This is a genomic window from Pseudomonas putida (assembly GCF_030159595.1).
Classification (GTDB): Bacteria; Pseudomonadota; Gammaproteobacteria; order Pseudomonadales; family Pseudomonadaceae; genus Aquipseudomonas; species Aquipseudomonas putida_AC.
The window spans coordinates 138,156-159,184 of record NZ_BSKJ01000011.1 but is presented as its reverse complement, the minus strand read 5'-3'; the positions used below and the strand labels follow the sequence as shown (position 1 = coordinate 159,184).

Below are 21,029 nucleotides of genomic sequence, written 5' to 3'. Positions count from 1 at the left end.
GCGGCAGTACGGGTGGAAACAGCGAATGAGCGATTCAACCTTGATGGCCATGGCCGAGCGTTTTCTCTCGGCTCTAAAACATTGTCAGTTACTGCAGATGCGTGTCGCCAGCGCCGATGGCGATGGCATGACCTTGGTCATGCCCTGGTCGGCAGCCATTGTTGGCAACCCGCAGACCGGCGCCGTGCACGGTGGCGCGCTGACCACGCTGATGGACACCACCTGCGGCATGGCCACGCTGTGCGTGCTGCCGCGCTTCGAGGTGTGCCCCACACTGGACCTGCGCATCGACTACATGCACCCGGCCGATGCCGGCAAGGACATCTACGGCCATGCCCAGTGCTACCAGGTGACCCGCGACGTGATCTTCACCCGTGGCACTGCCTACCAGGACGATCCCGACCAGCCAATATGCCAGGTGGTTGGCACGTTCATGCGCCTGGGGCAGGAGATCAAGGGCGGTATCCGTTTCGGCAATAGCCTGAAGGAGGGCGGGGCATGATTCCGCACGCGGTTCGTCAACAGCTCAATGCCGCCCACGCGGTGGGCGACTATGGGCCATTGCTGGCGTTGATCCCTTACGCCGGGCTGATTGGTATCGAATGCGAGCGCCAGGGCGACGACCTGCTGTTCCGCTTGCCGGTCAACCCGGACAACATCGGCAACCCGTTGCTACCCGCCATCCACGGTGGTGTGATTGCTGGGTTCATGGAGCTGTCCGCTGCCTTGTACCTGTTGATCTACAGCGAAAGCGCGAGCATCCCGAAAATCATCGATTTCTCCATCGACTACCTGCGTGCCGGGCATTTTCGCGATACATACGCTCAGTGCCAGCTGTGGCGCCAAGGTCGGCGGGTGACCAATGTGGCCGTTACCGCCTGGCAAGGCGACAGGCAGGCGCCGATTGCCACGGCCCGGGCGCATTTCAAGATCGAACCGGAAAAGCCCTTGAAATCATCCGGGCAGCCCCCATCTGAATGACATCCGCCGCTAACGCAGGCCGAACCGGCCGCCAGGCGCCCACTGCCATCAGATCGGAGTTTCGAAGACCATGACTGTGGAAACACAAAAGGAAACGTTGGGCTTCCAGACCGAGGTGAAGCAACTGCTGCACCTCATGATTCACTCGCTGTATTCGAACAAGGAAATCTTCCTGCGGGAGCTGATTTCCAACGCCTCCGACGCTGCCGACAAGCTGCGCTTCGAAGCCCTGGCCAAGCCAGAGCTGCTCGCAGGCGACGCTGACCTGAAGATTCGCCTGAGCTTCGACAAGGACGCCGGTACCGTGACCCTCGAGGACAACGGTATTGGCATGAGCCGCGAAGACGTCATCGCGCACCTGGGGACTATCGCCAAGTCCGGCACCGCCGACTTCATGAAGAACCTCACCGGTGACCAGAAGAAGGACTCGCACCTGATCGGTCAGTTCGGTGTGGGCTTCTACTCCGCGTTCATTGTGGCTGACAAGGTCGACGTCTACAGCCGCCGTGCCGGCCAGCCAGCCGCGGAAGGCGTGCACTGGTCGTCGAAAGGCGAGGGTGAGTTCGAAGTCGCCACTGTCGACAAGCCTCAGCGCGGTACCCGTATCGTCCTGCACCTGAAACAGGAAGAGAAAGAGTTCGCTGACGGCTGGCGCCTGCGCAACGTGGTCAAGAAGTACTCCGACCACATCGCCCTGCCGATCCAGCTGCCGAAAGAGCAGGCTGCCGCTGAAGGCGAAGAGCAGCCGGCCGAAGAGTGGGAAACCGTCAACCGCGCCAGCGCCCTGTGGACCCGTCCTCGCACTGAAGTGAAGGACGAGGAATACCAGGAATTCTACAAGCACATTGGCCATGACTTCGAAAACCCGCTGGCCTGGAGCCACAACAAGGTCGAAGGCAAGCTCGAATACAACTCGCTGCTCTATGTGCCGGCCCGCGCCCCGTTCGACCTGTACCAGCGCGAAGCACCGCGTGGCCTGAAGCTGTATGTGCAGCGCGTGTTCATCATGGACCAGGCCGAGTCGTTCCTGCCGCTGTACCTGCGCTTCATCAAGGGCGTGGTCGATTCAAACGACCTGTCGCTGAACGTGTCGCGTGAAATCCTGCAAAAAGACCCGATCATCGACTCGATGAAGACCGCGCTGACCAAGCGCGTGCTGGACATGCTGGAGAAGCTGGCGAAGAACGAGCCTGAGCAGTACAAGGGCTTCTGGAAAAACTTTGGCCAAGTGCTGAAGGAAGGCCCGGCCGAAGACTTCGCCAACAAGGAGAAGATCGCCAGCCTGCTGCGCTTTGCCTCCACCCAGGACGACAGCGGCGAGCAGAGCGTCGCCCTGGCCGACTACCTGGCCCGCGCCAAAGAAGGCCAGGACAAGATCTACTACCTCACCGGCGAGTCGTATGCGCAGGTCAAGAACAGCCCGCACCTGGAAGTCTTCCGCAAGAAAGGCATCGAAGTGCTGCTGTTGACCGACCGCATCGATGAGTGGCTGATGAGCTACCTCAACGAGTTCGATGGCAAGGCGTTCGTCGACGTCGCCCGTGGCGACCTGGACCTGGGCAACCTGGATTCGGAAGAAGACAAGAAAGCCCAGGAAGAAGTGGCCAAGGACAAGGAAGGCCTGGTCGAGCGCCTGAAAGGCGCGCTGGGTGACAGCGTGGCCGAAGTGCGCGTGTCGCACCGCCTGACCGACTCGCCGGCGATCCTGGCCATTGGCGAGCAGGACCTGGGCCTGCAGATGCGCCAGATTCTGGAAGCCAGTGGGCAGAAGGTGCCTGAATCCAAGCCGATCTTCGAGTTCAATCCGACCCACCCGCTGATCGAGAAGCTGGACAGCGAGCAGAGCGAAGACCGCTTCGCCGAGCTGTCGCACATCCTGTTCGATCAGGCGGCTCTGGCGGCGGGTGACAGCCTGAAGGACCCGGCGGCCTACGTTCGTCGCCTGAACAAGCTGTTGGTCGAGCTGTCTGCTTGAGTTGATGCATAGGAAAGCCCGCTTCGGCGGGCTTTTTTCATGGCGGGCTTTTTAGAATGAGTGCCTAAGGAGTGCTTGATGAGCAAGGTAATCGTCGAATCGCTGGTTTATCACCTGTCCGGCAAAACCTACGAAAGCCGCCTGGTCTATGAGCCAGGGGCGCTGGGCCGCCCAGGCCTGGTGATGGCGCCGAACTGGATGGGCATTGGCGAAGGGGCTGAGCGCATTGCCAAGGAAGTGGCCGAGAAGGGCTATGTGGTGCTGATTGCCGACCTGTACGGTCAATCGGTACGCCCGTCCAACGCCGACGAAGCTGGCGCGGCGATGATGCCGTTGAAGAACGACCGGGGCGAACTGCGCAAGCGCATGCAGGAAGCCCTGGCGCAGCTGTTGGGGCAGTCGAAGGCGCTGCTGGAGCCAGGCAAGGTCGGCACGTTTGGCTTCTGCTTTGGTGGCTGCTGTGCACTGGAGCTGGCCCGTACCGGTGCCGACTTGCGTGCGGCGGTGTCGTTCCATGGCACGCTGGACACGCCGAACCCTGAAGATGCCAAGCGCATCAAGGGCTCGGTGCTGGTGTTGCATGGCGCCTCCGACCCGTTGGTGCCTAAAGAGCAGTTGCCAGCGTTCGAGGACGAGATGAACGCGGCCAAGGTCGACTGGCAGTTGCTGAGCTATGGCGGGGCGGTGCACTCGTTTACCGACCCGAATGCCAATGTGCCGGGCAAGATGCAGTATGACCGGCGCACCTCGGAGCGGGCGTTCCGCTCGATGCATAACCTGCTGACAGAAGTGTTCCAGCGCTGAGAATGCAGGGGGCCGCTTTGCGGCCCCAAAATTACCGGGGCAACTCGATCCTGGAGGTTTCCCCCGGCACCACCGGCCAATCCCCCGCCGCCCACCTTGCCCGGGCCCGCTCGATCAGCTCCGGGTCACTGGCCACGAAATTCCAGTTCATTCGCCGCGGTCCATCCAAAGGCTCGCCGCCAATCAGTACCAGCTGGCACTCTTCCTCTGCATAGAGCACCACCTCTTCGCCTTCCGGCAGCACCACCAGGCTGCACGGCTCCACGTCTTCATCGTTCAACAGCAGCTCACCATCCAGCAGATACAGCGCTCGTTGCGCATGCTCGGTCGGTACCTGCAAGGTGGTTGCCGGCTGCATCCGCACATGCGCATAAAGGGTAGGGGACAGCACCGGCACCGGTGACTCCAGGCAGAACCCGCTACCGGCAATCATGCAAATGCGCACCCCCAGGTTTTCACTGACTGGCAGGCTCGCCGCTGGGTGATGGCTATAGCTTGCCGCGCCTTGTTCATGTTCACGCGGCGAGGCCAGCCATACCTGCAAGCCATGCAGGCGCGAGCCATGAGCCAAGGCGTCGTCGGGCGTACGCTCCACATGGGCCACGCCGCTGCCAGCCGTCATCCAGCTGACATCGCCGGGCAATACCCGCTGTGCTGAGCCGAGGCTGTCCTTGTGCAGGATCGCCCCCTCGAACAGGTAGGTAAGGGTCGACAGGCCGATATGCGGGTGCTGGCGGATGTCCATGCCGTGCCCTGGGGCATAGTCGGTTTCCAGCATGTGGTCGAAAAACACGAACGGTCCGGCACTGGGCCGCTGGCAGCGGGCGCAGGATCGGCTGGCCCTCGACCGATTCGGCGCGCGGGCGGATGATCAGGGGGCTGCTCATGGGGTGGGCTCCAGGCGAAGTGGAAATGCCTCCAGCATAGCGGTTTGCCCGCTTCGGCTGAACCGTCTCGCTTAACGGCCGGTCTACTGTTTTCGCCCCCTTGGAAGGAAGCTGCCCATGATTGCCAAAGCGCTGGCCTGCGTGTTGTTGACTGGCTGGCTGTGCCAGGCGGCGCAGGCGCGCGACTACCGCTACAGCGATGCCCACTTGCACTACGTCGACTTCTTCCAGGAAAGCGAAGGCATGGCGGCATTGATCAAGGCCATGGATGCTGCCGGTATCGAGCAGTCGATGATTTCCGGCATACCAGTGGCCAAGAAGTGGCATGAGGACGAGCCCAAACGCCCACGCTATTACGCCGGTGACGATGCCGATGCGTATTGGTACAGCGCGACCGATACCTATGTGGCCGCAGCCCTGCAGCAATTGCCGATTGAGCAGCGCGAACGCTTTCACCCGTTCCTGACGGGCTTCAACCCGGTGGACAAGAACGCGGTCAGCCATATCGAGCGCATGCTCGAACTGTATCCAGGGCTGTGGCAGGGCATTGGCGAGGTGTTCACCCGTCACGATGACCTGACCGCGCTGACCAGCGGTGACACGCCGCGTGCCAACAATGAAGCCATGGCGCGCATCTATCACTTGGCGGCCGAGCGTGACCTGCCGGTGCTGTTGCATTCCAACATCACCTCCAAGCGCGAGCGCAACCCGTTGTACCTGGCGGAGATCGAAGAGCCGCTGCGCAATCACCCCCATACGCGGTTCATCTGGGCGCATGCCGGCAGCAGCATGGAGATACACCGGCACCAGACGCAGATGGACTTTCTGCTGCCGGTGCTGACGCGGTTGCTAGAGGATTACCCGAACCTGTATGTCGACCTGTCGTGGAGTGTGCTGGAGCCCTATCTGCTGGATGACAAAGGCGTGCCGCGCAAGGAATGGGTAGCGTTGGTCGAAAAATACCCGGAGCGATTCATGCTGGGGTCGGACGTGGTGGGGCGGTTTGGTAGCCTGGGGGAGCAGATGCACGGGTTCAGGCCGTTTCTGGATGCTTTGCCAGAACAGGTAGCCAACAAAGTGGCCCGGGATAACTTTCTGGCTGTGCTGCCAAAGCAAAAATAAGGGTTGCCTGTACTGGCCCTATCGCCGGCACAGGCTACAAATAAAAACGCCCCGAACCAGTCGGGGCGTTTTCGATTACCGCATCAGCGAATCACTTGCCTTCCCAGCGCTTGAGCACCAGGGTGGCGTTGGTGCCGCCGAAGCCGAAGCTGTTGCTCATGACCGTGTCGATCTTGGCGTTTTCTTCGGTTTTGAGCTGGATCGGCAGGTCAGCGACTTCCGGGTCCAGTTCGTCGATGTTGGCGGAGCCGGCGATGAAGTTGTTTTCCATCATCAGCAGGCAGTAGATCGCCTCGTGCACGCCAGCGGCGCCCAGCGAGTGGCCCGACAGGCTCTTGGTCGAGCTGATCTTGGGTGCCTTGTCGCCGAACACGGCGCGAATGCCCTTGGCCTCGGCAACGTCACCGACCGGGGTCGAGGTGCCGTGGGTGTTCAGGTAGTCGATCGGGGTGTCGACGGTGGACAGTGCCTGCTGCATGCAGCGGATGGCACCTTCGCCGCTCGGAGCAACCATGTCGTAGCCGTCGGAAGTGGCGCCGTAGCCAACGATTTCGGCGTAGATTTTGGCGCCACGCGCCAGGGCGTGCTCCAGCTCCTCGACCACCACCATGCCGCCACCGCCAGCAATGACGAAGCCATCACGGTCGGCATCGTAGGCGCGCGAGGCCAGTTCCGGGGTTTCGTTGCGTTTGGTCGACAGGGCGCCCATGGCATCGAACAGGAACGACTGGCTCCAGTGCTCTTCTTCACCGCCGCCGGCGAAGACGATGTCCTGCTTGCCCCACTGGATCTGCTCCAGGGCGGTACCGATGCAGTGTGCCGAGGTGGCGCAGGCCGACGAGATCGAGTAGTTGATGCCCTTGATCTTGAACGGGGTGGCCAGGCACGCCGAAACGGTGCTACCCATGGTGCGGGTGACGCGGTACGGGCCGACGCGCTTGACGCCTTTCTCGCGCAGGGTGTCCAGCGCTTCCATCTGGTTCAGGGTCGAAGCGCCGCCGGAGCCGGCCACCAGGCCGGTGCGCGGGTTGGAAACCTGCTCTTCGGTCAGGCCGGCGTCCTTGATCGCGTCCTGCATGGCCAGGTAGGCGTATGCGGCGGCGTGGCCGACGAAGCGGTAGACCTTGCGGTCGATCAGTTCTTCGAGGTTGAGGTCGATGGACCCGGAAACCTGGCTACGCAGCCCCATTTCCTTGTATTCCGGGTTGTAACGGATACCCGGACGGCTGTTGCGCAGGTTTTCGGTGACGGTAGCTTTGTCATTGCCCAGGCACGATACGATGCCCAGACCAGTGATAACGACGCGGCGCATGCGAATAACCCTTAGAAATTGTCAGTGGAGGTGAACACGCCGACCCGCAGGCCTTCGGCAGTGTAGATCTCGCGGCCGTCGACGCTGACCGAGCCATCGGCGATGGCCATGTTCAGCTTGCCCTTCAGGACGCGCTTGATGTGAATGTTGTAGGTGACTTTCTTGGCAGTAGGCAATACCTGGCCAAAGAATTTCACTTCACCCGAACCCAGGGCGCGACCGCGGCCCGGCAGGCCCTGCCAGCCGAGGAAGAAGCCTACCAGCTGCCACATGGCATCGAGGCCCAGGCAGCCTGGCATGACCGGGTCGCCTTCGAAGTGGCAGGCAAAGAACCACAGGTCCGGGGTGATATCCAGCTCGGCGACCAATTCACCTTTGCCGTACTTGCCGCCTTCTTCGCTGATATGGGTGATGCGATCGACCATCAGCATGTTCGGCGCGGGCAGTTGCGCATTACCTGGGCCGAACAGCTCACCGCGACTGCAGCGCAGCAGGTCTTCCCGAGTAAAGGCGTGTTGTTTGGTCATGCGAGCTCCTCAATAACCCCCTGTGGCAGGGGATGAATCTTCCCGGCCGGCCCGAAAAGCAACAGCTTCGGGGCGGCAGCCTACAGGTAGACTATTGCGTTGTGGTGAAAGTCACAGTGCATCTGGTGAAAGAAGTACAGGTGTGCACTGAAACGTCTATTTTCAGGTCCGATGAAGGTCCTGTCCAGTGTTTAAGACTGCCGCACTTTAGCATTTATCGCCAGTCGCGGTTGTCCGGCCGGGTAACCAGCGTTGCAGCACCCGCTGCAGTTCGGTACGGCGCAAGGGTTTGCTCAGGTAGTCGTCCATGCCGGCGGCCATGCAACGTTCGCGATCGCCCTGCAAAGCGTTGGCGGTCAAGGCGATGATCGGTAGCCCGGCGCCATTGGGCAACTGCCGGATGCGCCGGGTCGCTTCATAGCCGTCCAGGTGCGGCAGGCGGCAATCCATCAGCACAGCGGCAAAGCGCTGCCGGCCGACCAGATCGACCGCCTCGAGGCCATCCTCGGCCGTGCATACTGGCAACCCCAGGCTGCGTAACATGGCCTCGATGACGCTCTGGTTGACCGGATTGTCCTCTACCAGCAGTACCTGATCATTGTCGGTTAGCGGCGTTGGCGCAGCTGTTGGCGGCGCCAGCGGGACGGGGGCAGGGCTGGCGAGGGCCAGTGGCATCTCCAGGGTAAAGGTCGAGCCCAGGCCTTCACGGCTTTCACCACGCAGCTTGCCGCCCATGCGCTCGGCCAGGGTGCGGGCGATCGACAGCCCCAACCCGGTGCCACCATACCGGCGTGAAATCGAGCTGTCGGCCTGCTGGAAAGCGACGAACATCATTTCCAGGCGGGCATTGTCGATGCCGATGCCGGTGTCGCGCACGCTGCAGGTCAGCCAGATCAGTTTCCTGTCAAGCACCTGCCAGCGTGCCTCGACCTGCACCTGGCCGCGTTCGGTGAACTTCAGGGCGTTGCCCACCAGGTTCAGCAGGATCTGGCGGATGCGTGTGGGGTCGCCGTTCACTTGCAACTGCTTGATGCCAGCAGGCAGTTGCAAGTGCAGGCCCAGGCCGCGCTGCTGTGCGCTGTGCTGGAACGACTGGACACTGCTGGTGATCAGCTCACCCAGATTGAAGTCGATGTGTTCCAGTTGCAGCGCGGCGCGTTCGATGCGCGAAAAATCGAGGATGTCGTTGATAACCTTGAGCAAATGCCCGGTGGACTCGCTGGCGACCGCCGTGTAGTCGGCCTGTTCGTTGCTCAGCGATGTGGTCTCCAGCAACTGCAGCATGCCCAGCACGCCATTCATCGGCGTGCGCAGTTCGTGGCTCATCATCGCCAGGAAGTCCGATTTGGCGCGGTTGGCCTGCTCGGCTTCCTCACGGGCCTGGATCAGCTCGGCAATGGCCTGCTTCTGTTCATCGCTGGCCTGTTCCAGGGCGCTGGCCAGGTTGTTGATGTGTCGCGCCAGGTGGCCCAGTTCGCTGTCATCGACCACGGGCAAGGGGGTGTTGTACTCGCCTTGCTGAATGGCCTTTACCGCATGGCCCATGTCGCTGATGGGCTTGGCCAGGCTCAGGGCCAGGCGGCGCGCCAGCAAAAAGGTAAACAGCAGCGCGAACAGCGCCAGGATGCCGGCCTTGATCACGATTTCCTGTTGGCGCTGGCTGAAGGCGTCATCCGACATGCCGACGATGACCCGACCCAGGTAGTCGTCACCGATAGCGGGGGTGGCGGCTTTGCCCTGTTGCAGGAAGTCGTTGTCCAGGCGGATTTGTTGCAGGCGGATGGGGGCCTGGAACACTTCAACCTGTTGCGCGCGGTTGGCACTTTCGTCGGACTGCTCGACGTACACCAGAATATGGTTGCGGCTGTCCTGTACTTCCAGGAAGCGCACATGCGGGATGCTGAGGGTGGCACGCATCAGCCCTTCGAGGACTTCGTTGTTGCCCGAAATCACCCCGTACTCTGACGCCGGGGCCAACTGATTGGCGATCAGTTGCCCGGTGTGGTTGAGCTCCTGACGCAGGTCCTGGATGCGCACGAAGGTAAAGAAGCTGATCAACAGCAAGGTCAGCAGCAGGGCAGGGCCAAGGCTGATGATCTGGGTGCGGGTGTGGATGTCCCAGCTCAGGCGCTTGCTCATGGGGTGGGTTCTCCTGCGGCCAGGGCCTTGGCAGCGGCGTTCGGGTCGATCGGTTCAAGGCCCAGGGCGCGGGCCACCTGCTGGTTGCCACTGACGCTGTAGCGCGCTGGGTACAGGCTGCGTGGCCAGCGCGTTGGCGGCTGGTCGAGCAGTTGGTCGAGCTCCGCCAGCCAGTCGTCCTGATCGCTGTAGGTGCTGGCCAGTGCGCCGGCGCGCACAAAACCGGCGTTCGGGCCGATCAGTGCCATCTGCCGGCCATAGCTGCTCAGCAGCAGGTTCTTCGCAGTCTTGGAGTTGAACAGGTTGGGGTCGTCCAGGCCCAGCAGCACGTCGCTGTTGCCCAGCAGGTGCTGCAGCGGCCGGCTGTCTCGTGGGTCGGACCAGTCCTGGGCAATGACCTCCAGGCCCAGTGGTCGGGCGGCATGGCGCAGCTCGTCGAGCAAGAAACTGCTGTGTTCACCGTAAAGCACGCCGATACGCTGGGCTTGCGGCAACAGGTAGCGCGTCAGGCGCAATTGCCGGCCCAGCGGCGCATCGCTCCACAACAAGGTGAGGAACGCGGGGCGCGACTTTCCCAGGCGTTGTTCAGCCTGTACCCGGCTGATCCGCATGGCCAGGGCCGGCGGGCCGGCGTTTTCGCCCAGGCGCCACTCCAGCGCGGCGTTGTCGAGCAGAATCAGGCGTTGGTCAGCTTTGAGTTTGCTCGGGCGCGGAAGCTCGGCAGTGGTCAGAAAATGGACATGGTCATGCGGTCGACGGCTTTCCAGCGCCGCGACAAAACTGCGAATGCCGGGCTGGTCCTCGGCACCCACCAGCAGGATTTCACTGGCCGACAAGGGCCCTAGCGGCCACAGGCACAGCAGCAACAGGCGCAGCAACACGGCCATCAGAAATCCAGCTCCGCGCTGACGCTCAGCCGGTGGCGGCTGTCGTAGCGGTTCTGGATTGCCGTGGTGGGCTCATCGTCCAGGCGCTGCTGCCACAGCGCTGCCAGCTCCAGGTTGCTGCCATGCACCCGAAAACGCTTGGCCAGGCGCAGGTCCAGGCGCTCGTAACGGTACTGGTTGAGTGCATCGTCGCCGTAGTAGAACAGCGCGCTCGACCAGCCAGCACCCCATTCGCGCATCCAGCCGGCCGAGCCGCTGTTGTGGGCGCTGAGGCGGCGGTCGTCGGGGTTGCTGGCCCAGGCATCGACGTAGGCGTAGGTCAGGCGCAGGCGATCGCGCAGGGTGGGGCGCCAGTCCAGTTGCGCCTCGCTGCCACTGAAACGGGCCTTGTTGGCGTTGCTGGCGATGTACTGGTTGTTCTTCAAGGGCTCGCTGATCATTCCCGTGATCTCGTCGTAGAACAGCTTCACATCCATGCTCAGGTCGATGTCGCTGAAGAAGCCGTTGTAGCCCAGCTCGCGGGAGCGCATGCGTTCCTGTTCGAGGTTGCCAGGGCCACGCGTCTTGACGAAATACTCGCCGTTCTGCAGGCCAAATGCATTGGGGGAGAGGTTCTTGACCGTGTAGCTCCAGTTGACGTTGTTCTCGAACATGTCGGGCGAGCGCACGGCCTCGGAGTACACGGCGCGCAGGCCATGGCGCGGGGTAATCAGGTAGTTGACCGCCACGCGCGGGGTCAGCGAGCTGCCCGACAGGCGGGAGTCTTCGAACATGGTCCCGCCCTGCAGGATCCAGTGCTCGTCGGCGCGCCATTCCAGCTGGCCGAACAGGCGCCAGGTCTGGTCGTCGAGGCTGCCGTTGAAGTAGGTCTGCGAGTCGGCCCGATCATAGCGGTAGTTCATGCCGCTGAGCAGGCGCAGGCTGTCGGTCAGGCTCAGGGTGTCCTGGATTTCCAGGTCGTAGCGGGTTTCGCGGGTGCTCTGGTCGACGTCGCCGCAGACCTGCTGCATGCCACCGCGCTCCCATTGCTGCTGCACTTTTTGCAGAAGCCCTTTCAGGGCGGGGTCGTTGGTGGAAAGGGGGACGCCAGTGGCAATGCCGCGTGCCACTTTTTCGGCGAAGTCAGGGTTCATTTGCCAAAGTTGCGTCAATTCGGGGCTGAACGACTGCAATGCATCACAGGCGCGCCATACCTGCTGGCGGTCAAAGTGCTGCGCCGAGCCTTGGATATAGAGGCTGTGCTCGGCGCTGAAATCCTTGGTCCAGCGCAATGAACCGGCATAGTCTTTGGCATTGACGTCTGCGTTGTCGCCTGCTTCGTACCGGGCGAATACTGGCTGATAGGTATAGGGCCGCTGGTTACTGCCTTCCTTCGCCGCCAGTTGCCACTCCAGGGTCTGGTCCACTGCCAGGTTGTGGCTGGCGCTGAGGTTGAAGCGGGTCAGCCGGCGGCTGTCGCGGTAGTTCTGGCCAAACTGGTTTTCGTCGAAACCATCGTCCTGCTGGCCGGACAGCGACAGGCGCATGTCGCCGCCGTCCCAGCCAAAGCCGTGGCTGGCATAGAAGTCATTGATGCCATCCTGGCCGCGGGTCACCTTCAGCCGCGTGCCATGGCTGTCGGCAGGGTTGCGGGTAAGGATGTTGACCACCGCCATCAGCGCGTTGGCGCCGTAGCTGACGGTGTTCGGGCCGCGAAAGACCTCGATGCGCTCGATATCCTCCATGGCCAGAGGGATGTCGCTCCAGTCCACTGTGGCCAGGCCCGCGCGGTACACCGAGCGGCCATCGATCAGAACCTGCATGCGCCGTGCGTCGTTGACGTTGCTGCCGTGGTAGTTGGCCGTGGGCTGGTTACCGGCACCGTAGCCAATCATCATGCCCGGCACCAGGCGCAGCAACTCGGGGATGTCGCGGGCACCGCTGGCACGGATCAGTTCGCTGTCGAGCACGGTCATACTGCCTGGGACTGCTGCCGGCGACTGTTTCAAGCGCGTGGCAGTCAGCACCTGTGGCAGGTCGGTGCTGTCGATGAACAGGTCATCGGCCACGGCCGGGCCACCGAGCAGAGCGGTCAGTATGAGCAGGCGCGGGTACGGGGGCGTGCCAGGGAACACGGTGCGGCCTTGTATCAGGATTGAAACAGGCATGGTAACTGACCGTGGCGCATTTGCCAGTGATCTGCATGAGCGGCCCGGGCCCTTTCGCGGGTACAGAGACTGGTTCTGTAGCAGGCGAGCCGTATAATGGCAGGGTCGCCACTTAATTTTGGGCTTTAACGGATTGGATATGACTGAACAGCAACCTGTTGCAGTTCTGGGAGGCGGCAGCTTCGGCACCGCCGTGGCGAACCTGCTGGCGGAAAACGGTGTGCCGGTGCGTCAATGGATGCGCGACCCGGCGCAAGCCGAGGCCATGCGCGTCAATCGTGAGAATCCGCGCTACCTCAAGGGCATCCACCTGCACGATGGTGTCGAGCCGGTCAGTGACCTGCTGGCGACCCTGCAGGCCAGCGAGCTGATTTTCGTTGCCCTGCCGTCGAGCGCCTTGCGCAGCGTGCTGGCGCCGCATGCCGGGTTGCTGCGCGGCAAGGGCCTGGTCAGCCTGACCAAGGGCATCGAAGCGCAAAGCTTCAAGCTGATGAGCCAGATCCTTGAAGAGATCGCCCCCGAAGCCCGCATCGGCGTGCTATCGGGCCCTAACCTTGCCCGCGAGATCGCCGAGCATGCGCTGACCGCGACGGTGGTCGCCAGCGAGGACGAAACACTCTGCAAGCAGGTGCAGGCTGTGCTGCATGGGCGCACGTTCCGCGTCTATGCCAGCGCAGACCGCTTCGGTGTCGAGCTGGGTGGCGCGTTGAAAAACGTCTACGCCATCATCGCCGGCATGGCCGTTGCGCTGGGCATGGGCGAGAACACCAAGAGCATGCTGATTACCCGCGCCTTGGCCGAAATGACCCGCTTCGCCGTCAGTCAGGGGGCTAACCCCATGACCTTCCTCGGCCTGGCCGGCGTCGGTGACCTGATCGTCACTTGCTCCTCGCCCAAGAGCCGCAACTATCAGGTTGGCTACGCGCTGGGCCAGGGCCAGAGCCTGGAGGAGGCGGTCAACCGCCTGGGCGAGGTGGCCGAAGGCGTCAATACCATCAAGGTGCTCAAGGCCAAAGCCCAGGAAGTGCAGGTATACATGCCGCTGGTGGCGGGCCTGCATGCCATCCTGTTCGAAGGCCGCACGTTGAACCAGGTGATCGAGCACCTGATGCGCGCCGAGCCCAAGACCGATGTCGATTTCATTTCCATCAGCGGTTTCAACTGAGTCCTTGGCGGCTCTGACACGAGCAAGGAGCAACACATGAACGATACGCCCGAACGCGCCCAGCGTGAGTCGATCATCCTGCGGGTACTGTGGATGCTGGTGTTCCTGGTGGTCTGGCAACTGGCCGAATTGCTGCTGGGTGGCCTGGTGCTGGTACAGCTGATCTACCGTCTGGTGTACGGCGCACCCAGCGCCAGCCTGATGAACTTCGGTGACAGCCTGAGCCAGTTCCTGGCGCAGATTGGCCGTTTCGGCAGTTTCCACAGCGACCAGAAGCCATGGCCGTTCTCTGACTGGCCTGCGCCGCGAGCGCCGGAAGGCGAAGCGGCGCACGCCGTGGCGCCGGCCCCGCACCCGGTGCGTGACGAGGAGCCCAAGCTGTGAAGCTGTGGGTACTGCGCCACGGTGAAGCGGAGCCACGGGCCAACACGGATGCCGAGCGCCGTTTGACTGCTCATGGTCGTGAGCAGGTGCTGCACAGCGCTGCTCGCCTGTTGGGTCAGCCGTTGCAGGCGATTATCGCCAGTCCCTATGTGCGTGCCCAGCAAACGGCGGCGCTGGTGCATGACACCTTGGGCTTCGCCGAGCCCGTGCGCACCGTGCCCTGGCTGACGCCTGAAAGTGACGTGCAGAAGGTGATCGGCGAAATCGAACGCCTGGGCCTGGAGCATGTGCTGCTGGTCAGCCACCAGCCGCTGGTGGGGACCTTGGTCGGGGCGCTGGAGCATGGCCATCAGCAGCATCCCGCAGCCATGAGCACCGCCAGCCTGGCGGAGCTGGAAGGGGATTGGCCGCTGGCTGGGCTGATGACGCTTCGGGCAATCAATTCACCGGCTTGATACCCTGGGGCGCAAAGCACCCCTGGTAATCTGGAAGGCAACTGGCATTTTTGCCAGTTGTCGCGTTTGACGGCGTCTTGCTAGCGTTGCCCAAAAGCAATCAGGCAGGGAGCAGTGGATGAGTGGTGAGATGTGGGAGCTGTTGAGCTCCCTGGACCTGCAACCCACGATTAACCAGGTTGACCGGGGCGCCGCTCTCGACTTCGCCCGCTACAGCCTTCTACGCGAATCGGCCGATGCCAAGCTTTACCATCTGATGCACAGGGTGATGGGCAATCCCGATCTGGAACCCAGCGCCAGGCAACAAAGCGAGTACGACCTGTGCACGCTGCAGGATGCCTGCCTGCGAGTCGCCCACCTGCTGCAAACCAGTTGCCTGGCTCTGCGTCGCCTTCAGCTTGATTGTAAGGACCAGCGCCTGGCCCGCGAAGCGCTGGAAAGCCAGTTGGCCTACATGCAAGCCTGCCTGCGCCGTTCACTGGCCAGTTTCGACCGTTCGGCGTGACCTGATAGCCCTCGCCGATGACCTTTCCGGACGTTGCCGAACGGCGTGCCGATGCCGACAATGAGCCATCATCCTCCGTCCGGACCAGGCGCCATGTCGCAGCAGATCTTCTTCGCCCATGCCAATGGCTTCCCCTCGGCCACCTACGGCAAGCTGTTCGCTGCCCTGGCGCCGGACTACCAGGTGCAGCACCTGGCCCAGCACGGGCACGATCCGCGCTTTCCGGTGAATGACAACTGGCAGAGCCTGGTTGATGAACTGTTGCACCACCTGGCACAACAGGACCAACCGGTCTGGGGTGTCGGCCATTCGCTAGGTGGCGTCTTGCACCTGCACGCTGCGTTGCGCCGCCCCGAGTACTACCGTGGGGTGGTGATGCTCGACTCGCCGGTACTCACTCGCGCCGATCAATGGCTGCTGCGCACTGCCAAGCGTTTCGGCTTCATCGACCGCATCACGCCGGCCGGGCGCACGTTGGGGCGCCGCGAAACCTTCAATGACCGCGACAGCGCCCGGGACTATTTCGCGGGTAAGTCACTGTTTCGCCATTTCGATCCCGACTGCCTCGACGCTTATGTCGAACACGGCTTGCAGGCGGCAGAACAGGGCCTGCAGCTACGCTTCGACCCGGCTACGGAAATCAGCATCTACCGCAGCATCCCGCATACCAGCCCGGCGCCCGCGCGGCAGTTGCAGGTGCCGCTGGCCATGGTGCGAGGCGACCGTAGCAACGTCATTCGCCGCCACCACACCTTGGCCGTGCGGGGCATGCCCAAGGGTGAATACCACAGCGTGCCGGGCGGGCACATGTTCCCGCTGGAGCGCCCTGCTGACACTGCCAGCCTGATCAAGGGCCTGTTCGACCGCTGGAGCCACGCATGAGCGCACACGTCGAGGAAATCCGCCTGAGCCTGGGCCATATCGAGCTGGCCGCGCACCTGTTCGGCCCCGAGGACGGGCTGCCGGTGATTGCCCTGCATGGCTGGCTGGACAACGCCAACAGCTTCGCCCGCCTGGCGCCGCAACTGAAGGGCCTGCGCATCGTCGCCCTGGACCTGGCCGGGCATGGTTACTCTGAACACCGCCCGCTTGGCGCCGGTTATGCCTTGGCCGACTATGCCCATGATGTGCTGCGGGTGGCCGAGCAGCTCGGTTGGCAGCGTTTTGCCCTGCTGGGGCATTCGCTTGGGGCCATCGTTTCGGTGCAACTGGCCGGTGCCTTGCCCGACCGGGTCAGCCACCTGGCCTTGATCGACGGCGTCATTCCGCCGACCGGCGCCGAGCAGGATGCCGGTGAACGCCTGGGGATGGCGCTGCAAGCTCAGCTAAGGCTGGATGGCAAGCGCAAGTCGGTGTACGCGACGCTGGAAGAAGGCGTGCACGCCAGGATGAAAGGCATGGTCGCGGTCAGCCGTGAAGCGGCTGAATTGCTGGCCCAGCGCGGCCTGATGCCGGTACCCGGAGGCTACAGCTGGCGCAGCGACAGCCGCCTGACCCTGCCATCGCCGGTGCGCCTGAGCGAAGCCCAGGCCATGGCTTATGTCCGGCGGGTAAGTTGCCCAGCGTGTCTGGTGGTGGCCGCCGACGGCATGCTGACGCGCCACACCGCGTTGCTGGAGCAGCTACCCTTTGAGCAGGTGGCGTTGCCTGGTGGTCATCACCTGCACCTGAACGATGAGCAGGGCGCGGCTCTTGTCGCAGACTGTTTCAATCGCTTCTTTGGCTTTGCTTGACTTGCACTGGACAAGTGTCGAGGCTTGGCGGGTTGAACAGGGAGACAACCATGCAACTGCCAGACATCCTGGAGCATCACTTCGGCGCAGGGCGCCGCTTGGGTCGCCAATGAGCGCGCCCGTTTCCATGCGTACGGCCCTGGCTGTTGGCCTGATACTCGCCAGCCCCACGTTGTGGGCTGGCAGCCTGCCGGTCCCGCAGGACGCCAAGGTCGTCGACCAACGCCCAGCCGTGGAGCAGGAGCGCGTTTACCCGATGGGCCCGCTGCGCAAGATCAGCGGCCGCCTGCGGGTCGAAGACAAGGTCGAAAGCCGTGGACAGGTCAGTTCGGTCACCTACGAACTGCCGGTCGAACGTACCGCCCGCGAAGCCTTCACCAGCGCCCGCGAAGCACTGCAACGCGACGGCGGTTACCCGTTGTTCTGGTGCCAGGGCCGCGATTGCGGCGAGGCCAGCCTGTGGGCCAACGATGTGTTCGCCAATGCCCGCCTCAACGGTGGCGACGAGCAGCAGGCGTTCATCTTGCTACGCCGCTCGGCAGAAGAGGCCGACACCCTGGTCGCACTGTACAGCGTCACCCGTGGCAACCGCCGCGCCTACCTGCATGTGGAGGAGTTCGTCGCCGGCAGCCCGCTGGGCGAGCTGCTGCCAACCGCCGCCACGGTGCTGCGCGAAATGCGCGACACCGGCAAGCTCGACTACCCTGACCTTGCTGCACCGCAAGACACCTGGGTGAACCTGCTGGCCCGCAGCCTGAACCTCGACAGCACCTTGCGCGCCAGCCTCAGTGGCGCCCAGGCCGAAGCCTGGCGCGAGGCGCTGGTCAAGGCGGGGGTGCGCAATGGCCGCCTTGAGGTTGGCAGCGCGCCTACAGACGGCCTGCACCTTGAACTGATCCGTTGAACGAGCGCCACCATGGTTAACAATGATCGCCTGCTGGTCCAGATTCTGCTGCTGGCGTTACTGGGTGCCGGCCTGTGGGTGATGGCACCGTTCATCTCGGCGCTGTTGTGGGGGGCGATCCTGGCCTTTGCCAGCTGGCCGTTGATGCGCTTGCTGACACGCCTGCTGGGCGGCCGTGAGACGCTGGCGGCCAGCCTGCTGACCACGGCCTGGATCCTGATCGTGGCACTGCCGCTGGTGTGGCTGGGGTTCAACCTGGCCGATCACATTCGCGATGCCACGGCGTTTGTGCGTGACGTGCAGGTCGACGGCCTGCCCGAGGCGCCGGACTGGCTGGGTGGCATTCCGTTTGTTGGCGAGCGCCTGGTCACCTGGTGGCAATCGCTGGATCAGCAGGGCGCGGCTTTGCTGGCCTCGGTCAAACCCTACTTCGGGCAGGTGGGCAACTGGCTGCTGGCGCGCAGCGCGCAGATCGGCAGCGGCGTGCTGGAGCTGACGCTGAGCCTGGTGTTCGTGTTCTTCTTCTACCGCGACGGGCCACGCCTGGCGGCCTTCGTGTTACGCTTGCTGCACCGCTTGATGGGCGAGCGCGCCGAGTATTACCTGGAACTGGTAGCCGGTACCGTGCAGCGGGTGGTCAACGGGGTGATCGGCACGGCGGCAGCGCAGGGCCTGCTGGCGCTGATCGGCTTCCTGATCGCCGGCGTGCCGGGTGCCATCGTGCTGGGCCTGGTGACCTTCATGCTCAGCCTGATCCCCATGGGCCCGCCATTGGCCTGGATCCCGGCCACGGCCTGGCTGGTGTGGAAGGGCGAGTACGGCATGGCGGTGTTCCTGGGCATCTGGGGCACCTTTGTCATCAGCGGCGTGGACAACGTGCTCAAACCTTACCTGATCAGCCGTGGCGGCAACCTGCCGCTGGTGATCGTGTTGTTGGGCGTGTTCGGTGGCTTGCTTGCCTTTGGCTTCATTGGCCTGTTCATCGGGCCGACCTTGCTGGCAGTCGGTTACAGCCTGCTGCTGGACTGGAGTCGTAACGCTGCCCAGCAGCCTCCCCAGCAGTAAGCCTGCACCGGCCTTTTCGCGGGCAAGCCCGCTCCCACAGGGACAGCGCCACATTCAACTGTGGTGAAAGTCCTGTGGGAGCGGGCTTGCCCGCGAAGAGGCCGGTGCAGACAACGCTTAACCTTGATTTTTACGATTTCTTTATACCCACCCCCATCCCCCAATCTCGCCCCTTTACGCCCCTCCCTCAGACAATTTCCCCATAGCGGCCCAAGCCGCACCACGGGGAGAACCACTCATGAACATGCTCGACGGGCTGTCACTGCTGCTGGCAGTGGCTTTGGCGATTTATCTGCTGGTGGCGCTGCTGCGCGCCGATCGCAGCTAGGGAGCGGCCATGCACAGTTACGATTTCGCCTTGCTTCTGGCGTTCTTCGCCATCGTGTTGCTTCCAGCACCTTGGCTCGGGCGGTTCTACTTCAAGGTCATGGAAGGCCAACGCACCTGGCTGTCGCCCGTGTTGGGCCCGGTCGAGCAGGCCTGCTACCGCTTGGCGGGCGTGAGCGCCAGCCAGGAGCAGAACTGGCGGCAGTACACCCTGGCGTTGCTGGCCTTCAACCTGGCCGGGTTCCTGCTGCTGTTCACCGTGTTGTTGTTGCAGGGCGACCTGCCGCTCAACCCGCAGCACCTGCCCGGCCAGGAATGGTCGCTGGCGTTCAACACCGCCGTCAGCTTCGTCACCAACACCAACTGGCAGGCCTACAGCGGTGAAGCGTCGGTCAGCTACCTGAGCCAGATGCTTGGCCTGACCGTGCAGAACTTTGTCAGCGCCGCCACCGGCCTGGCCGTGCTGGTCGCGTTGTGCCGCGGCATTGCCCGGCGCAGTGCGACGACGCTGGGCAATTTCTGGGTCGACATGACCCGCGCCACCCTTTATGGCTTGCTGCCGCTGTGCCTGCTCCTGGCGCTGCTGCTGGTGTGGCAGGGCGTACCGCAGACCTTTGCCGACTACGCCCATGCGCTGACCTTGCAAGGTGCTGACCAGACCATCCCGCTGGGCCCGGCCGCCAGCCAGATCGCCATCAAGCAACTGGGCACCAATGGCGGCGGCTTCTTCGGCGTCAACGCGGCGCACCCGTTCGAAAACCCCACGGCCTGGAGCAACCTGTTCGAGGTGGCGTCGATCATCCTCATTCCGGTGGCCTTGGTGTTCACCTTCGGCCACTACGTGAAGGACCTGCGCCAGAGCCGCGCCATCCTCGCCTGCATGCTCGCCCTGTTCCTGATTGGCGGCAGCACCGCGCTGTGGTCCGAGTACCAGCCTAACCCGGCGCTGGAAAGCACCCAGGTGCAACAGACGGCCCCCATGGAGGGCAAGGAAAGCCGCTTCGGTACCACCGGTTCGGTGCTGTGGACGGTCACCACCACTGCGGCCTCGAACGGCTCGGTGAACGCCATGCACGACAGCCTCAACCCGCTGACCGGCATGGTGGCGATGGTCAACATGATGGTGGGCGAAGTGATCTTCGGCGGCGTCGGTGCCGGGCTCTACGGCATGTTGCTGTTCGTGTTGATCGCGGTGTTCCTGGCCGGGCTGATGATTGGCCGCACACCGGAATACCTGGGCAAAAAGCTGCAGGCTCGGGAGGTGCAGTTGCTGGTGGCAACCCTGCTGGTGATGCCCGTCGGCGTACTGGTGCTGGGCGCCATCGCTGCCAGCCTGCCAGGCCCGGCGGGTGCGGTCAGCAATCCGGGGGCGCATGGCTTCAGCCAGTTGCTGTACGCCTACACCTCAGGCACGGCCAACAATGGCTCGGCCTTTGCCGGTTTTGGCGCCAACACGGTGTACCACAACCTGATGATCGGCTTGGCCATGCTCATCGGCCGCTTCGGCTACATCCTGCCAATTCTGGCCTTGGCCGGCAGCCTGGCGGCGAAGAAAAGTGCGCCGCAGGGGCTGAACAGCTTCCCCACCCACGGCCCGCTGTTCACCGGCCTGCTGCTGGTGACCATTCTGCTGGTGGGTGGCCTGACCTTCCTGCCGACCCTGGCCCTTGGGCCGATTGCCGAACATTTGAGCCTGGGTTTTTGAGGACC

Annotated in this window: 20 protein-coding genes and 1 pseudogene; 15 read left to right on the top strand and 6 right to left on the bottom strand. The window is 63.2% G+C overall.

The window, feature by feature from the left end; genetic code table 11:
- Positions 1-25 precede the first annotated feature (25 nt).
- The 4 genes from QQL85_RS22355 (at position 26) to QQL85_RS22340 (ending at position 3,760) form a co-directional block, all read left to right on the top strand.
- Positions 26-502 carry a PaaI family thioesterase gene (locus QQL85_RS22355; RefSeq protein ID WP_284356603.1) on the top strand — a complete coding sequence of 159 codons (477 nt, stop codon included), beginning with the start codon at positions 26-28 and terminating at the stop codon, positions 500-502.
- On the top strand, positions 499-981 hold the full coding sequence (locus tag QQL85_RS22350; protein ID WP_284356604.1) for a PaaI family thioesterase: 483 nt from the start codon (positions 499-501) through the stop codon (positions 979-981). The genes QQL85_RS22355 and QQL85_RS22350 overlap by 4 nt, the downstream gene beginning before the upstream one ends.
- A 70-nt stretch (positions 982-1,051) precedes the next feature.
- A complete protein-coding gene (gene htpG / locus QQL85_RS22345; protein ID WP_284356605.1) occupies positions 1,052-2,956 on the top strand; it encodes a molecular chaperone HtpG in 1,905 nt (634 codons plus the stop codon).
- A gap of 78 nt (positions 2,957-3,034) precedes the next feature.
- A complete protein-coding gene (locus tag QQL85_RS22340) occupies positions 3,035-3,760 on the top strand; it encodes a dienelactone hydrolase family protein (RefSeq protein WP_284356606.1) in 726 nt (241 codons plus the stop codon).
- Between the two features lie 31 nt (positions 3,761-3,791).
- Here the strand turns inward: QQL85_RS22340 and QQL85_RS22335 are convergent.
- Positions 3,792-4,647, bottom strand: a pseudogene (locus tag QQL85_RS22335) (pirin family protein).
- Positions 4,648-4,764: 117 nt separating this feature from the next.
- Between QQL85_RS22335 and QQL85_RS22330 the strand changes: the two are divergent.
- Positions 4,765-5,769 carry an amidohydrolase family protein gene (locus QQL85_RS22330; protein WP_284356607.1) on the top strand — a complete coding sequence of 335 codons (1,005 nt, stop codon included), beginning with the start codon at positions 4,765-4,767 and terminating at the stop codon, positions 5,767-5,769.
- A gap of 91 nt (positions 5,770-5,860) precedes the next feature.
- Here QQL85_RS22330 and fabB read toward each other — a convergent pair whose 3' ends face one another.
- The 5 genes from fabB to QQL85_RS22305 all read right to left on the bottom strand — a co-directional run bounded on the left by fabB (position 5,861) and on the right by QQL85_RS22305 (position 12,781).
- A complete protein-coding gene (gene fabB / locus QQL85_RS22325; RefSeq protein WP_284356608.1) occupies positions 5,861-7,081 on the bottom strand; it encodes a beta-ketoacyl-ACP synthase I in 1,221 nt (406 codons plus the stop codon).
- Positions 7,082-7,092: 11 nt separating this feature from the next.
- Entirely contained in the window at positions 7,093-7,608 is a 516-nt protein-coding gene (fabA, locus tag QQL85_RS22320; RefSeq protein WP_008089108.1) for a 3-hydroxyacyl-[acyl-carrier-protein] dehydratase FabA, read from the bottom strand.
- Between the two features lie 207 nt (positions 7,609-7,815).
- On the bottom strand, positions 7,816-9,747 hold the full coding sequence (locus QQL85_RS22315) for an ATP-binding protein (RefSeq protein WP_284356609.1): 1,932 nt from the start codon (positions 9,745-9,747) through the stop codon (positions 7,816-7,818).
- Positions 9,744-10,634: an ABC transporter substrate-binding protein gene (locus QQL85_RS22310; RefSeq protein WP_284356610.1), complete on the bottom strand. Its 891-nt coding sequence runs from the start codon at positions 10,632-10,634 to the stop codon at positions 9,744-9,746. Before QQL85_RS22310 ends, QQL85_RS22315 begins: the two co-directional genes overlap by 4 nt.
- Positions 10,634-12,781: a TonB-dependent receptor plug domain-containing protein gene (locus QQL85_RS22305; RefSeq protein WP_284356611.1), complete on the bottom strand. Its 2,148-nt coding sequence runs from the start codon at positions 12,779-12,781 to the stop codon at positions 10,634-10,636. Before QQL85_RS22305 ends, QQL85_RS22310 begins: the two co-directional genes overlap by 1 nt.
- 139 nt (positions 12,782-12,920) lie before the next feature.
- Between QQL85_RS22305 and QQL85_RS22300 the strand changes: the two genes are divergently transcribed.
- The 10 genes from QQL85_RS22300 (at position 12,921) to kdpA (ending at position 21,024) form a co-directional block, all read left to right on the top strand.
- On the top strand, positions 12,921-13,946 hold the full coding sequence (locus QQL85_RS22300) for an NAD(P)H-dependent glycerol-3-phosphate dehydrogenase (protein ID WP_284356612.1): 1,026 nt from the start codon (positions 12,921-12,923) through the stop codon (positions 13,944-13,946).
- A 36-nt stretch (positions 13,947-13,982) separates the two neighbouring features.
- Positions 13,983-14,330, top strand: coding sequence for a DUF4389 domain-containing protein (locus tag QQL85_RS22295; protein WP_016711631.1), 348 nt, complete (start codon positions 13,983-13,985; stop codon positions 14,328-14,330).
- Positions 14,327-14,785 (top strand): phosphohistidine phosphatase SixA, encoded by a 459-nt coding sequence (gene sixA, locus QQL85_RS22290; protein ID WP_284356613.1) that lies wholly within the window; start codon positions 14,327-14,329, stop codon positions 14,783-14,785. Before QQL85_RS22295 ends, sixA begins: the two co-directional genes overlap by 4 nt.
- Before the next feature lie 118 nt (positions 14,786-14,903).
- Complete coding sequence (locus QQL85_RS22285; protein WP_284356614.1) at positions 14,904-15,290, top strand: hypothetical protein; 387 nt, start codon at positions 14,904-14,906, stop codon at positions 15,288-15,290.
- Between the two features lie 93 nt (positions 15,291-15,383).
- Complete coding sequence (locus tag QQL85_RS22280) at positions 15,384-16,172, top strand: alpha/beta fold hydrolase (protein ID WP_284356615.1); 789 nt, start codon at positions 15,384-15,386, stop codon at positions 16,170-16,172.
- Positions 16,169-17,023 (top strand): alpha/beta hydrolase, encoded by an 855-nt coding sequence (locus tag QQL85_RS22275; RefSeq protein ID WP_284356616.1) that lies wholly within the window; start codon positions 16,169-16,171, stop codon positions 17,021-17,023. The genes QQL85_RS22280 and QQL85_RS22275 overlap by 4 nt, the downstream gene beginning before the upstream one ends.
- 109 nt (positions 17,024-17,132) lie before the next feature.
- On the top strand, positions 17,133-17,927 hold the full coding sequence (locus QQL85_RS22270; RefSeq protein WP_284356617.1) for a DUF4892 domain-containing protein: 795 nt from the start codon (positions 17,133-17,135) through the stop codon (positions 17,925-17,927).
- Between the two features lie 12 nt (positions 17,928-17,939).
- Positions 17,940-18,992: an AI-2E family transporter gene (locus QQL85_RS22265; protein WP_284356618.1), complete on the top strand. Its 1,053-nt coding sequence runs from the start codon at positions 17,940-17,942 to the stop codon at positions 18,990-18,992.
- Between the two features lie 238 nt (positions 18,993-19,230).
- Positions 19,231-19,320 (top strand): K(+)-transporting ATPase subunit F, encoded by a 90-nt coding sequence (kdpF, locus tag QQL85_RS22260; RefSeq protein WP_033699240.1) that lies wholly within the window; start codon positions 19,231-19,233, stop codon positions 19,318-19,320.
- A gap of 9 nt (positions 19,321-19,329) precedes the next feature.
- Complete coding sequence (gene kdpA, locus QQL85_RS22255) at positions 19,330-21,024, top strand: potassium-transporting ATPase subunit KdpA (RefSeq protein ID WP_284356619.1); 1,695 nt, start codon at positions 19,330-19,332, stop codon at positions 21,022-21,024.
- Positions 21,025-21,029 lie beyond the last annotated feature (5 nt).

Bases quoted from the DNA above. Each gene is read 5' to 3' on its own strand.
- QQL85_RS22355 (WP_284356603.1), top strand. From the start codon at position 26: ATGAGCGATTCAACCTTGATGGCCATGGCCGAGCGTTTTCTCTCGGCT.
- QQL85_RS22350 (WP_284356604.1), top strand. From the start codon at position 499: ATGATTCCGCACGCGGTTCGTCAACAGCTCAATGCCGCCCACGCGGTG.
- htpG (WP_284356605.1), top strand. From the start codon at position 1,052: ATGACTGTGGAAACACAAAAGGAAACGTTGGGCTTCCAGACCGAGGTG.
- QQL85_RS22340 (WP_284356606.1), top strand. From the start codon at position 3,035: ATGAGCAAGGTAATCGTCGAATCGCTGGTTTATCACCTGTCCGGCAAA.
- QQL85_RS22330 (WP_284356607.1), top strand. From the start codon at position 4,765: ATGATTGCCAAAGCGCTGGCCTGCGTGTTGTTGACTGGCTGGCTGTGC.
- fabB (WP_284356608.1), bottom strand. From the start codon at position 7,081: ATGCGCCGCGTCGTTATCACTGGTCTGGGCATCGTATCGTGCCTGGGC.
- fabA (WP_008089108.1), bottom strand. From the start codon at position 7,608: ATGACCAAACAACACGCCTTTACTCGGGAAGACCTGCTGCGCTGCAGT.
- QQL85_RS22315 (WP_284356609.1), bottom strand. From the start codon at position 9,747: ATGAGCAAGCGCCTGAGCTGGGACATCCACACCCGCACCCAGATCATC.
- QQL85_RS22310 (WP_284356610.1), bottom strand. From the start codon at position 10,634: ATGGCCGTGTTGCTGCGCCTGTTGCTGCTGTGCCTGTGGCCGCTAGGG.
- QQL85_RS22305 (WP_284356611.1), bottom strand. From the start codon at position 12,781: ATGCCTGTTTCAATCCTGATACAAGGCCGCACCGTGTTCCCTGGCACG.
- QQL85_RS22300 (WP_284356612.1), top strand. From the start codon at position 12,921: ATGACTGAACAGCAACCTGTTGCAGTTCTGGGAGGCGGCAGCTTCGGC.
- QQL85_RS22295 (WP_016711631.1), top strand. From the start codon at position 13,983: ATGAACGATACGCCCGAACGCGCCCAGCGTGAGTCGATCATCCTGCGG.
- QQL85_RS22285 (WP_284356614.1), top strand. From the start codon at position 14,904: ATGAGTGGTGAGATGTGGGAGCTGTTGAGCTCCCTGGACCTGCAACCC.
- QQL85_RS22280 (WP_284356615.1), top strand. From the start codon at position 15,384: ATGTCGCAGCAGATCTTCTTCGCCCATGCCAATGGCTTCCCCTCGGCC.
- QQL85_RS22275 (WP_284356616.1), top strand. From the start codon at position 16,169: ATGAGCGCACACGTCGAGGAAATCCGCCTGAGCCTGGGCCATATCGAG.
- QQL85_RS22270 (WP_284356617.1), top strand. From the start codon at position 17,133: ATGAGCGCGCCCGTTTCCATGCGTACGGCCCTGGCTGTTGGCCTGATA.
- QQL85_RS22265 (WP_284356618.1), top strand. From the start codon at position 17,940: ATGGTTAACAATGATCGCCTGCTGGTCCAGATTCTGCTGCTGGCGTTA.
- kdpF (WP_033699240.1), top strand. From the start codon at position 19,231: ATGAACATGCTCGACGGGCTGTCACTGCTGCTGGCAGTGGCTTTGGCG.
- kdpA (WP_284356619.1), top strand. From the start codon at position 19,330: ATGCACAGTTACGATTTCGCCTTGCTTCTGGCGTTCTTCGCCATCGTG.